This window comes from Sphingomonas sp. NY01 (genome assembly GCF_038809135.1).
GTDB classification, from domain to species: domain Bacteria; phylum Pseudomonadota; class Alphaproteobacteria; order Sphingomonadales; family Sphingomonadaceae; genus Sphingomonas; species Sphingomonas carotinifaciens.
The window spans coordinates 1,097,660-1,110,719 of sequence record NZ_CP101722.1 but is presented as its reverse complement, the minus strand read 5'-3'; the positions used below and the strand labels follow the sequence as shown (position 1 = coordinate 1,110,719).

The 13,060-nt window shown below is 66.6% G+C and carries 12 protein-coding genes; 6 read left to right on the top strand and 6 right to left on the bottom strand.

What is annotated here, in order from left to right:
- Positions 1-103: 103 nt before the first annotated feature.
- A complete protein-coding gene (gene recA, locus NPJ82_RS05505; RefSeq protein ID WP_112383519.1) occupies positions 104-1,177 on the bottom strand; it encodes a recombinase RecA in 1,074 nt (357 codons plus the stop codon).
- A gap of 168 nt (positions 1,178-1,345) precedes the next feature.
- Between recA and NPJ82_RS05500 the strand changes: the two genes are divergently transcribed.
- Entirely contained in the window at positions 1,346-1,570 is a 225-nt protein-coding gene (locus NPJ82_RS05500) for a hypothetical protein (RefSeq protein WP_342658602.1), read from the top strand.
- Between the two features lie 10 nt (positions 1,571-1,580).
- On the opposite strand, the gene NPJ82_RS05495 is transcribed toward NPJ82_RS05500, so the two are convergent.
- Positions 1,581-2,624: a patatin-like phospholipase family protein gene (locus NPJ82_RS05495; protein ID WP_342658601.1), complete on the bottom strand. Its 1,044-nt coding sequence runs from the start codon at positions 2,622-2,624 to the stop codon at positions 1,581-1,583.
- Between the two features lie 163 nt (positions 2,625-2,787).
- Between NPJ82_RS05495 and NPJ82_RS05490 the strand changes: the two genes are divergently transcribed.
- From NPJ82_RS05490 to NPJ82_RS05480, 3 genes are read left to right on the top strand one after another with little or no spacing between them, the layout of a single operon-like run.
- Complete coding sequence (locus NPJ82_RS05490) at positions 2,788-5,031, top strand: hypothetical protein (RefSeq protein ID WP_342658600.1); 2,244 nt, start codon at positions 2,788-2,790, stop codon at positions 5,029-5,031.
- The gene (locus NPJ82_RS05485) at positions 5,028-5,750 is read left to right on the top strand and encodes an SDR family oxidoreductase (protein WP_342658599.1); all 723 of its coding nucleotides are present in this window, start codon (positions 5,028-5,030) and stop codon (positions 5,748-5,750) included. The genes NPJ82_RS05490 and NPJ82_RS05485 overlap by 4 nt, the downstream gene beginning before the upstream one ends.
- Complete coding sequence (locus tag NPJ82_RS05480; protein WP_342658598.1) at positions 5,747-6,721, top strand: beta-propeller fold lactonase family protein; 975 nt, start codon at positions 5,747-5,749, stop codon at positions 6,719-6,721. The genes NPJ82_RS05485 and NPJ82_RS05480 overlap by 4 nt, the downstream gene beginning before the upstream one ends.
- A 124-nt stretch (positions 6,722-6,845) precedes the next feature.
- On the opposite strand, the gene NPJ82_RS05475 is transcribed toward NPJ82_RS05480, so the two are convergent.
- The 4 genes from NPJ82_RS05475 to NPJ82_RS05460 form a co-directional block, all read right to left on the bottom strand.
- Positions 6,846-7,295, bottom strand: coding sequence for a nuclear transport factor 2 family protein (locus NPJ82_RS05475; RefSeq protein ID WP_149681824.1), 450 nt, complete (start codon positions 7,293-7,295; stop codon positions 6,846-6,848).
- Positions 7,296-7,466: 171 nt separating this feature from the next.
- On the bottom strand, positions 7,467-7,604 hold the full coding sequence (locus NPJ82_RS05470; protein WP_342658597.1) for a hypothetical protein: 138 nt from the start codon (positions 7,602-7,604) through the stop codon (positions 7,467-7,469).
- A gap of 102 nt (positions 7,605-7,706) precedes the next feature.
- Complete coding sequence (locus NPJ82_RS05465) at positions 7,707-7,913, bottom strand: hypothetical protein (RefSeq protein ID WP_342658596.1); 207 nt, start codon at positions 7,911-7,913, stop codon at positions 7,707-7,709.
- Between the two features lie 122 nt (positions 7,914-8,035).
- On the bottom strand, positions 8,036-11,359 hold the full coding sequence (locus tag NPJ82_RS05460; protein WP_342658595.1) for a PAS domain S-box protein: 3,324 nt from the start codon (positions 11,357-11,359) through the stop codon (positions 8,036-8,038).
- A gap of 128 nt (positions 11,360-11,487) precedes the next feature.
- On the opposite strand from NPJ82_RS05460, the gene NPJ82_RS05455 reads away from it, so the two are divergent.
- Complete coding sequence (locus tag NPJ82_RS05455) at positions 11,488-12,576, top strand: spore photoproduct lyase family protein (RefSeq protein WP_342658594.1); 1,089 nt, start codon at positions 11,488-11,490, stop codon at positions 12,574-12,576.
- Entirely contained in the window at positions 12,573-13,058 is a 486-nt protein-coding gene (locus NPJ82_RS05450; protein WP_112383510.1) for a metallophosphoesterase family protein, read from the top strand. The genes NPJ82_RS05455 and NPJ82_RS05450 overlap by 4 nt, the downstream gene beginning before the upstream one ends.
- Positions 13,059-13,060: the final 2 nt, after the last annotated feature.

Below are 13,060 nucleotides of genomic sequence, written 5' to 3'. Positions count from 1 at the left end.
AACGACAAAGGGCCCGCCGGATCGGCAGGCCCTTCTCGTGTCGGCATCGGCATGATGCAAGATGACCTGCCGCGCGCCCCCATTCGAGAGGCGCGGGCCGCCCTCAGGCGTCGTCCTCGGCATCCGGGCCGGTCATCATCTCCTCGGCGACCTTGTCGGTGCGCTGACGGATGGCGCGTTCGAGCCGGTCGGCCATTTCCGGGTTTTCGCGCAAGTACGTCTTGGCGTTCTCGCGCCCCTGCCCGATCCGCACCGAGTCGTAGGAGAACCAGCTACCCGACTTCTCGACCAGCCCGGCCTTCACACCCAGATCGAGGATCTCGCCGATCTTGGAGATACCCTCGCCGTACATGATGTCGAACTCGACCTGCTTGAACGGCGGCGCGACCTTGTTCTTCACCACCTTCACGCGGGTCGCGTTGCCGGTCACTTCCTCGCGGTCCTTGATCGCGCCGGTGCGGCGGATGTCGAGACGAACGGACGCATAGAATTTCAGCGCGTTGCCGCCCGTCGTCGTCTCCGGGTTGCCGTACATCACGCCGATCTTCATGCGCAGCTGGTTGATGAAGATCACCATGCAGCGCGAACGGCTGATCGAACCGGTCAGCTTGCGCAGGGACTGCGACATCAGGCGCGCCTGCAGGCCGACATGGCTGTCGCCCATCTCGCCCTCGATTTCCGCGCGCGGCACCAGTGCCGCGACCGAGTCGACCACCAGCACGTCGATCGCGTTGGAGCGGACCAGCGTGTCGGTGATCTCCAGCGCCTGTTCGCCCGTGTCGGGCTGCGACACGATCAGCTCGTCGATGTTGACGCCCAGCTTCTTGGCATAGACCGGGTCGAGCGCGTGTTCGGCGTCGACGAAGGCGGCGGTGCCGCCATTCTTCTGCGCCTCGGCGATGACGTGGAGGGCCAGCGTCGTCTTGCCGGACGATTCAGGGCCATAGACCTCGATCACGCGACCGCGCGGCAGGCCGCCGACGCCGAGTGCGATGTCGAGACCGAGCGAACCGGTCGAGATCGCCTCGACCTGCATCGCCTCCTTCTGCCCCAGCTTCATCGCGGAGCCCTTGCCAAAGGCGCGGTCGATCTGTGCCAGCGCGGCGTCTAGCGCCTTTTGCCGGTCTGCATTGAGGGTTGCCATACCGGTATCGATCACTTTCAGATTGGCGGCCATCAGAAGCTCCCTTCGCTAGAGCATGCTGTTTCTACGTTCAATTGCTGACCGCTATGTACGCTCTTTGTTCCTCCGGAACAAGGATGGAACATGACAATTTTTGTCGCTGTCCGCCGCTTTCGCATGCTCGCTTCCCTGAAGGCGCCGATGGGGCTAACGCGCCCCAGCATGACCCGCGACGACCTTCTCGACATCCTGCTCTCAACGCTCGTGAAACAGGTGGGTGGCACCCGCCGTCGCTGGCGGATCGTACTGGGGGACATGCGCGTCTACAGTGCCGAGACGCATCCCCATTGCAACTGGTCGCTCGCCCCCGCCGGCACCGCGGGCGAGAATGCCGCGGTGGAACGCACGCTCGACGATCTGCGCGGCCGCCATCCGATCGTCACCTGACGATCCGCGATCAGCCTTCCCGCCGCTCGCCATCCTGAAAGCGGTAGACGGTCAGCCCGGACCGGCCGGTGGCGATCTCGCCCGCATCCAGTTGCGCGATGACATGGTGCATGTCGCGCGCGCCGCGTGTCCACCGCTCGCCGATCGAGCGCGCGGAGAAGTCCAGTGCCTTGCCCGACACTTCGCGCTCCTCGCCGCCATAAGCCATGTGGATCAACGTCACCGTGCGCGGCGTCTCGCCGGGTATTCGTGCGCGCAGGTCATAGTCGCGCTGCCACCCGGCGATCGCCCGCCGCGCCTGACAGGCAAAGGCCAGGTCCTGCATCCGCTGCAACGAATCGCCCAATGTCCGCGCCGCGCCGCCCTCCAGCGGTAACAGGTCGACCGCGATGCACAGCAACGCGCCCTCGCCCGGCTCCGCCAGCACCAGATCGACCGGCAGGTTCGACGCGGTACCCCCGTCGACCAGGTCGCGGCCATCGACGCTGACCGGCGGGAACAGCGGCAACAGTGCACCGCTTGCCCGCACATGATCGACGCCGACGCGGCCGCCCTGCGTGTCGAACACGCGCTCCGCTCCCGTCTCCAGATCGACCGCCACCGTGGCGTAGCGCATCCCGCCGTCGTTCAGCCGGTCGATATCGACCAGCCGCGCGATGCCCCGCCCCAGCGGCGACGAATCGTACAGCGCCTGCGTACCCATCGGCCATGTACCGGGCCCGCGTGGCGCGAACACGTCGCCGCGCCCCCATAACATGGCCTCCGCGACACTGGCGGTCCGCCGCGCCGTCTCTCCGGGCCCGGTCGGCGATATGGCGCCTTCCGCCGGCCGCCAGAAGTCGCGCAACCGGTCAAGCCGTGCCTCGGGTGCATTGCCGCAGATCAGCGCGCCGTTGACCGCCCCGATCGAGGTGCCCGCGATCCATTCCGGCACGATCCCTGCCGATTGCAGGGCCTCGAACACGCCGGCCTGATACGCACCCAGCGCATTGCCCCCACCCAGCACCAGCGCGACGCGGGGCCGCGCACCATGATCGTCGGTCCAACTGCCCATCGATGCTCCAGCCTTCTCTGCCATGCCGTCCACAACGCGCGACGCGCCGTTCGCCGCATCGCATGAACCAACGGGTCGCAATCGAGTTGTGCCAGATAGTGACGTGTTTTCAGTCACTTAGGACAACATGCGTTAACGGATTTGGTTCCGGAGGATGGGATTTATGTCATCGACGGTATTGGACATCGTCAAGCCCCCTGAGGACATTCCGGGCGTCAGCGCCTATGTGCTGGGCCTGCGCGAGGAACTGATGGGCGGCGCGATGAAGCGGCTCGACCGGTTCGGCCTCGGCGACCTGTCGGTCGACATCTGCCAGGGCGCGGACTCGGTCTGGCTGATCATCCGCCGCCCGGACAAGGGCGGGCTGGCCCTGCGCGCCGCCTACACCCCCGATGGCGGGTTCAAGGTCCGCAAGCTCGCCCCCGAACAGCATGAGGTGCTGCGGCTGGAGGCCGAAAGCGTCGTCGGGCGCCACGTCATCGCGCTGCGCACGTCGGAGGCCGATCTTCACCGCCTGCAGATGCAGGTGCGGCTGACCCCGCGCGCGCCGCTGCTGATCCCGTTCCACCCGCGCGACTGCTACGTGCTGGGCGCCGACGACGATCCGCTGGGCGCGCACGGGACGGTCGAGGCGGCCCAGCGCGGCGTGAACAGCGCGCTCATCTATTTCCGCTTCGAGGAACCCGCGTTCGGCAGCACGCTCTACTTTCAGAACCTGACCGCGCTGAACGACTATTTCCGTGCCACCGATACCGTGCCCGACGCCGCGATGGGCGGCGAGTGGCCTGAACTCGGCTATCTCCTGCCCACCCCGCCGCAAAGCGGCACGCCCCCCACCCACCCGCTGCCCGCCGGGCAGGAGGTGATGATCTCCGACGCCATCCTCGTCTTCCGCGACCGGGCGGGCGACAACGAACTGGAGATGGCGCGCCAGTTCCTCCAGATGCTCGGCATCGCGTACAAGGCGCTGCCGCTGCCGCGCACCGACTATCGCGACTGGGTCGGCCTGTCGGAACGCACGCTGCGCGATCTGGCGGAGGCGCCGCAGGCGAGCAGGCGCGAATATGGCCACCGCTACATCATGCCCTATCCGGACGGCGAATATCCCGACGTCATGGTGCAGATGTCGGTGCTGGCCGCGGTGCATGATTATGGCCGCTGGCTGGGCGCGCCCTTGCCGCTGGAAGACGAACTGCGCGCCGGGCTGGCCCGCTTCTACGACCCCGATCTCCAGACGCTACGCCGCTATCTGCCCAATGTCGGCAAGGACAAGGACGCCGACGCCGTCGACAGCTGGTATCTCTACCACCCGATGCTCAACATGGCGCGACTGGCGCTGCAAGGCGACGAGGTCTGCCGCGAACTCCTGCTGAAGTCGGTCGGCTTCGGCATCCGCGCGGCACATCATTTCGATTATGTCTGGCCGGTCATGTACGACATGCGCGACTTCACCGTGAAGACGAAGGCGCGCAACGACGACCGCTTCGGCCAGACCGATGTCGGCGGCATCTACGCCTATCTGATGCTGCAATGCCACGAGCTGACCGACGACCCGACCTATCTGGCGGAGGCGCGCGCGGCGATCGATGCGGCGGTCGGCATGCGCTTCGACCTGGAATATCAGGCGAACCTGACCGCCTGGGGTGCCGCCGCCTGCATGCGGCTGTGGCGGATCACCAACGACGACCGTTACCTGTCGCAAAGCTACGTCTATCTCGCCAGCTTCTTCCACAATTGCGAAATCTGGGAATCCGAGGTCGGCCACGCGGTGCATTACCGCACCTTCCTGGGCGCCACCTGCCTGCACGACTCGCCCTATATGGCGATCTACGAATGCTTCGACAGCTTCACCGCGTTCGAGGCATATCTGGCGGACAGCGGCCCCGATCTGGAACCCGCGGTGCGCATGCTGATCGGCGAATATTGCAGATACGCCCTCGACCGCGCCTGGTTTTATTATCCCGAGGCACTGCCCAAGGAGATACTGGCCGATCCCCCGCATCAAAGCGGCGTCATCAACCCGGACCTCGCCTTCCCGCTGGAGGATCTCTACGGCGACGGCCAGTCGCCCGGCCAGGTCGGGCAGGAAATCTATGGCAGCGGCGCCGCGCTGGTCTTCGCCGCCCGCTCCCACCACCTCATCGAAGAGGCGCCGTTCCGCCTGTTCTGCAACCTGTTCATCCGCAGCATCGAGCGGACCGGCGACCGCGCGCTGACCCTGTCGCTGGACGGCGGCGAGACCTGTCGGGCCGATCTGTCGCTGGTCCGCCTGAAACGCCGCAAGCTGCCGCAGGCGACGCTGACCACGGCGGAGGGCGACATCGTCCGCGCCCACACCACCTCGGACGACCGCCTCGATTTTCGCGTGCCGGCCAATGGCCGCCTGATCCTCACCTGGAGTGCATGACCGTGCAGGGAAAGAACATCATCGTCACCGGCGGCACCACCGGCATCGGCCGCGCCATCGTCCGCAGCCTCGCCGACAAGGGTGCCCGCGTGCTGACGCTGGGCCGCGACGAGGCGGCACTGGCGGAAGCGCTGGAATCCTTCGCCGATGCGCGCGGCGAGGTCCATGGCATCAGCGCCGATCTGGGCACGCGCGAGGGCGTCGCGCGTTTTTTCGAGGAAGCGGATGAGCGGCTGGGGCATATCGACGCGTTCGTCTCCAACGCCGCACTTGGCGCCGATCCGATTGACGAAATGGAGGACGATGCCTGGCGCTATGTCGTCGATGTCAATCTGGTCGGCGCGCTCGCCTGTACCCGCGCCGCGCTGGAGCGGCTGGACGATGGCGGACAGATCGTCATCATTGGGTCGATCAGCGCCGCCATCCATGCGCCGGGCGAAAGCGTCTATTCCGCCACCAAGGCCGGCCTGTCCGCCTTTGCCGAGACGCTGCGCAAGGAGGTAAAGGATCGCGGCATCCGCGTCGGCCTGGTCGAGCCCGGCACGGTGGGCAGCGACATGCAGGAGCCTTCTGCCGACGAACAGCGCGAGATGATCGCCCGGCACGAGATGCTCTATGCCGAGGACATTGCCGAGGCGGTCGATTTCATCCTCACCCGCCCGCCCCGCGTCGATGTCGTCACCCTGCGCGTCGAACCGCGGATGCAGGAACTGCCATGACCGCCGCATTCGTCGGCACCTATGCGGGCAAGGGCGGCACCGGACTGGTGCCGCTCGTCCATGACGGCCAGGGCGGCTGGACGGCGGGGCCGCCGGTCCCGTCGATCCGCAATGCATCCTTCGCCGTCACCTCCGCCCGCCACGGCCACCGCTATCTGGTGGACGAGGCGGCGGGCACGGTGGACGTCTATGCCGCCGACTGGCACCCGCTGGCGCAGGTCCGCTCGGGCGGCGAAGCGCCCTGCCACCTCGCGCTGTCCCCAGACGAACGCCACCTCGCCGTCGCCAACTATGCCAGCGGCAGCGTGACGCTGTTTCCCCTTGGCGACACTGGCCTGCCCGGCGCCGGCATCACGCTGGCCGATCGCGGTCACGGCCCCGACCCGGATCGTCAGCGCGGGCCGCACGCGCACTGGGTCGGCTTCACCCCGGCGGGTGCGCTGCTCACCGTCGATCTCGGCACCGACCGCATCCTGTCGCGCCCCCTGAACGATCTGCATGCGCCGCAGACGCTCTACACCGCCCCGCCTGGATCGGGTCCGCGCCATCTCGCGCCCCATCCGGCGCTGCCGGTCGCCTATCTGGTCAGCGAACTCGCCGCCACGCTCACCGTCCTGCGCCCCGAGGGTGCGATGCTACGCGCCGAATCGATCCGCGCGATCACGGTCGAACAAACGCTGGGCGGCGCCATCGCGCTCGATGCACCGCACGCCCGCCTTTACGTCACCACCCGCGGCGGCGACTGCATCGTCACCTACGCGCTCGACACCCACGGCACGCCCACCCGCATCGGCCACATCTCCAGCATCGGCCGCTTCCCCCGCCACCTGCTCCTCCACCAAAACCACCTCCTCGCCGCCAACGAGGAAAGCGGCCAGGTCACGATTTTTCCTATCGGTGCAAATGGTTGCCCCATGCCGGAGGCCGAGGTCATCGAGATCCCCGGCGCCGCCTTCCTGATGACCGCCTGATCCGTACGTCTCGAAATTGGATGACAGCCGCTTGGCCCACCCCCGCCCCAGTCGCCGAGTAGCGGCAAAGCCACGTATCGAGAGGCACGTCGACGCGAACGGATCAAGGCGATGTCATTCCGCTTCAGCGCGCGGCAGCGATCGTCGCCTGCCGCGCGATGAGTTGCCAGGTGCCGGCACGGTTCGTCCATATGTCGGTAAACGGACGCATGACCTGCTTGCCCGCACCCGGCCCCTTGGTTGGCACCATGGTGTCGTAGCCCATGACCACGGTCACTTCAGGCTTTTCGCCGACAAAGCTGATGTGCTTGCGAAAGTCCCTATAGTCGAGGAAATCGCGCTCCATCGCCGCGATCACCTCGTCGCGGTGCAGCACCATATTGTTGGGCGCATTCACCACGAAGTCCTCTGCCCAGACCGCACGAACGCCATTGGCATCATGCGCCATCATCGCTTTTCCCAATCGTGCATATGCAGCGCCGATCTCCGGCGGCACACGAACGGCGGGGGATGATTGGGCGACGGCCGGCACGGCAGTGATGAAAGCCGCCAGCATACCGATCTTCCTGAGCATCCTGCCCTCCCGGTCATTCGCTTCCACGATAACTACAGCACGCCGTGCTTCATGGCGTTGTCTTAAGGGGCATTACCTATTCAGAGCGACCACATCGGAACCGAACCGCTCACCGGAACGACGTCGAAACAAAACGGCAGAGGCCCGCCCTGCGACACCCGCTGGCCAGCATCACGGCACCAACGATTCATGGGCCAGCACCACCCGCCACCCCTCGGGGAGCTTCTTCCAAACGGAGGTAATAACCAGCCGCGCCGGCTTCTGATCGCCCGCACGCGATACCCGCATCCATTGCAGGGACGTCACCACGCCGTCACCTTGCGACACGATTTCGGCCGGCCGCTGTTCATCAAAGCGGATGCCGGCGCTTTTGTCGGCCCACCACTTGCGCTGTTCGCGCGCAATGATGTCCTATCCGCGCATCGTCTCGCCATCGAACGTGATCGTGAGTCGGGGTGACCGCCAGTAGCTGCGCATGAACGCGTCCGCATCCAGCCGCTGCGCCGCGCGGTTCATGTCCATGATGGCCCGGCGTACCTGATCCTCGCCGCTTTGCGCCTGTGCCACTGTCGCACAAGCCGCCGCGACAAGCGCGGCCGCTACCCATGAACACCGCATCACGGCCTCCCGGATCGAGTATGGGTAACGCGCCCGTTCCGCCGCATTCCCTGGCTTGCAGCATCTGCCTGAACTTGCAGAAGTGCAACCAGGCGTCTCCGCAATTGGGAATGAACGCCCGCTCACCCCACCGGCGTTTCCAGCACCTCGCGCACCTTGGCGGCCAGTTCCTCGATGGTGAACGGCTTGCCGATCAATTCGACGCCGGGGTCCAGCACCCCGTTATGCACCACGGCGTTGCGGGTATAGCCGGTGGTGAACAGCACCCGCAGGTCGGGACGCCGCCGCCGTACTTCCTCGGCCAGCCTGGCGCCGTTCACCTCGGGCATCACCACATCGGTAAACAAAAGCGCGATGTCGGGATTGGCATCCAGCAGGCGCAGCGCCGCCGCCGCCGAGTCCGCCTCGATCACGCGGTAGCCGAGCTCGGTCAGGGCCTCGACGCTGAACTGCCGGACGCTCGGCTCGTCCTCCACCACCAGGATCACCTCTTCCTGCTCGCCCAGCGGCAGGTCGCGATCGTCGGCCAGCGAGGCGGGCTCGGCCTCGGCACCGATCAGCCGCGGCAGATAGACCTTGACGGTCGTCCCCTCGCCCGGCTCCGAATAGATCTTCACGTGCCCGCCGGATTGTTTGACGAAGCCATAGACCTGGCTCAACCCAAGTCCCGTCCCCTTGCCAACGCCCTTGGTCGTGAAGAACGGGTCGAATGCCTTGGCGATCACCTCGGGCGGCATGCCGGTGCCGGTGTCCGATACCGCGATCAGCACGTAATGCCCCGCCGCCACGCCCATCTGCGATGCGACATAGCGGCTGTCCAGATGGGCATTCTGCGTCTCGATCGTCACGCGCCCGCCCTCCGGCATCGCGTCACGTGCGTTGATCGCCAGGTTCAGGATCACGTTTTCCAACTGGTTCGGATCGACATGCGTCGGCCAGATGCCACCCGCCAGCACCGTCTCCAGCCGCACGTCGCCGCCCAGCGAATGGCGCAGCAGATCCGACATGCCGGAGACCAGCCGGTTGGGGTCCACCGCCTCGGGCCGCAGCGGCTGTTGCCGTGAAAAGGCGAGCAACCGCTGGGTCAGCGTCGCCGCGCGCCGCGCACCGTCCGTCGCTGCATCGATATAGCGTTTGGCACGCGCATCCGATGCGCCGATCCGCCGGTTCAGCAGATCGAGCGAGCCGATCGTTACCGCCAGCATATTGTTGAAATCGTGCGCGATGCCGCCGGTTAACTGGCCCACCGCTTCCATCTTCTGCGCCTGGCGCAACTGCTCCTCGGCCGCCGCCAGCCGCGCCTGATCGCGCAGCCGGTCGGTCACGTCCACGGCATATTGGAACGCGCCGACAAAATGCCCTTCGCGGTCATGCAGCGCGTTGAAGCGCAACTCGTAATAAGGACGATCCAGGTCGCGCTCGCCGAACGGCTCGGTCACGGTGAACGCCTCGCCCGACAATGCGCGACGCCAGATCGCCAGCGCTTCGTCACGATGCTCCGCAACCGGTGCCATCAATTCGCCCAGGCTGTCGCCCACCTTGGGATGGATGCCGTAGATGCGCGCAAATTCCGCAGCATAGGCGGCGTTGAGCGCGAGGAACCGATAGTCGGGCGAGACCACCGCGATCATTGCATTGGCGTTCTCGATCACGTCGGCCCACAGCTTGCGCTCGGCCAGCGCGTCCTCCACCCGGTGTTCCAGCGTCTCGTTCAGCGCCCGCAGCGCCACGTCGGTGCGGCGACGCTCGGTGATGTCGTTGAACAGGATCGCGACGCGCCGCGCCTCCGCCGGCCCCAGTCGAAGCGCATGTACCTCGAACCAGCGGCCCATCGCCTCCGATCCGTTCTCGAACCGCACCGGCTCGCCGGACAGCGCGACACGGCCATAGCTTTCGAACCAGTGCGCCTCCAGTCCGGGCACCAGTTCGCGGGCGCTGCGCCCTTCCACGTCCTTCAGGCCGGTCTGCCGCTCGAACGCCGGATTGGCCTCGACAAAGCGATAGTCGACCGGGTGGCCCTCGTCGTCGAACACCATGTCGATGATGCAGAAACCGGCCTCGATCGCCTCGAACAGCGTGCGATAGCGCTGCTCGCTGGCGCGCAGCGCATTTTCCGTTTCACGCCGTTCGTCGATGTCGATGACCGATCCGATATAGCCGAGGAATGCCCCGTCCGTGCCGAAACGCGGCGATGCGGCATCGATCGCCCAGCGATAGGTGCCGTCGTGGCGGCGCAGGCGATATTCCAGCCGGAACGGTGCCTGGCGCGCATTGGCGTCCAGAAACACCTCGCCCGACCAGCCGCTGTCCTCGGGATGCACCGCGTTCAGCCAGCCCAGCCCTTCGGCCGTCTCCGCGGTCTGCCCGGTGAACTCGTACCATGCCTTGTTCAGATAGGTGCAGCGCCCGTCCGGGTCGGTCACCCACATCATCACCGGCGCATGATCGGCCATGTTGCGGAACCGTGCCTCGGACTCCACCAGCGCCTGTTCCCGCGCCTTCTGCTCCGACACGTCCCGCACCTCAATCACCGTACCCACCGGGCTGCCATGATCGTCCAGCACCGGGCTCGCGGTAAATGCGACGGGGTAGAAGGAGCCATCGGGGGCGACGAACAATTCCTCGCCATCCATCTGTGCACGCTCGGGAAATGCCCGGTCGATCGGACACTCCTCCAACGGGTAGTGCCGCCCGTCGGGATACGTATGGTGCACCACGTCGTGCAACGGCCGCCCCGCCATCTCCCCCAGACGATACCCCGTCAAAGCCTCGGCCGCCGCATTAACATAGACGCAATGCTGCCGCTCATCCATCAGGAACACGGCCATTCGCGTATTATCCAGCACGGCATTGAGCCGTCGATCGGTCTCGGCGAGTGCGCGGTCCACGCCACGTCGTCCGGCAATTTCCGCTTCCAGCTGGGCTGTCCGCTGGTCGCGCAGTGCGATCGCGCGACGCAGGTCCAGCTGCGTCATCACCTGTCGCGCAAGCACTTGCAGTGTCAATTGCTGACGCTCGGTAATGCCCTCCGGCCGTGCTTTGGTGTCCAGCACACACACCGTTCCGAGGGGGAGGCCGGTGGGGGTGGTTAGGGGGGTGGCGGCGTAGAAGCGGAGTTTGGGGGAGGAGGCGACCAGGGGGTTTTGGGCGAAGCGCGGATCCTGGGCGAGGTCGGGGACGATGAAGAGGCCGGGGTGGCGGATCGCGTGGGCGCAGATGGAGGCGTCGAGGGGGAGTTCGCAGGCGCCGATGCCGACCTCCGCCTTGAACCATTGCCGGTCGCCCGCCACGAGATTGACCACCGCCATCGGCGCTTCAAACACATCGGCGGCCAGCCGGGCGATATCGTCAAACTCCGCCTCCCGCGAAGTATCGAGAATCGCGTAGGATTCCAGTTCAGCGAGGCGATCGGCCTCGGTCCAGGCAGGGTTTGCGGCAGCGGTCACTTGGGGGGATTACCTGAGGGACGGAGGAAGCATCAACAAACATCGCCGCACGCTGGTTGCGCCCGCGCCGAAAAGCTTCGCCGCAGACGGGGCCGCGAACAAGTTCGGCAGCCATTCGTTCGAACCTCGTGCAGACCGCCCCCTCCCCCACCCGCGCCGGCATCGGCACCTGGAAGCCGCGCCGCGTGGTCGTGACGCGTTCCGCACGCGATTTCGCGCATGGACGCGCCATTCTGGTGCGGGCCGAGCGTATGGGGATCGAGGTGGTGGAACTGTCGGGGGACCGTCTGGTGCTGGGGTTCGAGGACGATCCGCGCCGCGCCTATGCCGAGGCCAAGGCGACGCTGGCGGTGGTGGTGGCGCCACCGTCGAAACGCCGGTTGCAGCCGATCGCGCCAAGCGCGGACTGGCGGGTCGACCTGGCGGAAGGATGCCCGGCGCATTGCAGCTACTGCTATCTTGCAGGATCGCTGAAGGGGCCGCCGATCACCCGCGTCTATGCCAATCTAGACGAGATACTGGACGGCCTGCCCGCCTATCTGGGGCAAGGCACGATCACCTCGCGCAGCAGCGCGCGGGCGCATGAAGGGACGACGTTCGAGGCGTCCTGCTACACCGACCCCCTTGCGTTGGAGCCGCTGACGGGATCGCTGTCCGCGGCCATCGCATGGTTCGGGCAGTGGGACGTGCCCGCGCAACTGCGCTTCACCAGCAAGTTCGCCGATGTGGCCCCCCTGCTGACGCTCGACCATGGCGGGCGCACGCGGATGCGCGCATCGATCAACCCGCGCGCCTTTGCCCGGTTCGAGGGGGGCACCGCGCCCGTCGCGCAGCGGCTGCGCGCGCTGGGGCAGATGGCGGCGGCGGGCTATCCGGTCGGACTGACGATCGCGCCGATCATCGCGGCGGAAGGGTGGCAGACGGCCTACGGCGCGCTGATCGACGATGCCGCCGCCGCACTGGCGGGGGTGGCGGACCTGGACCTGACCGTCGAGTTGATAACCCACCGCTTCACCGCCGGATCGAAGGCGGTGCTGGACAGCTGGTATCCGGGATCGTCGCTGGACATGACGCCCCGCGACCGGGTGACGAAGCGCACCAAGTTCGGCACCGAAAAGCAGGTCTATGACGCGGCCACGATGCGCGACCTGCGCCAGTTCTTCGAACGCCGCATCGCCGAGGCCTTGCCGATGGCGCGGGTGCTGTACTGGACATGACGATCTTCTTCACCGCGGACACGCATTTCGGCGATCACCGCACGATCAACATCTCGCGCCGGCCCTTCGCCTCGACCGCGGAGATGGACGAGACGCTGATCGCCCGCTGGAATGCGGTCGTCGCACCCGGCGATACGGTGTGGCATCTGGGCGACGTCGCGCGGCGCCCCGCCGATGTCGCCGCCCTGCTGGCACGGCTGAACGGCACCAAGCATCTGCTGCGCGGGAACAACGACCCGGAGGACACGCTGGCCGCACCCGGCTGGGCCAGTACCGGCGATTATGCCGAGCTGACGCTGGACGATCACCGACTGGTGCTGTGCCATTATCCTTTCCGCAGTTGGAACGGACAGCATCGCCGCGCGATCAACCTGCACGGCCACAGCCATGGCCGGTTGAAACCGATGCCGCGGCAATTCGATGTCGGCACCGACGTGCACGACTTCGCCCCCGTGACGCTATCCGACCTGTTGAGGACCTGACA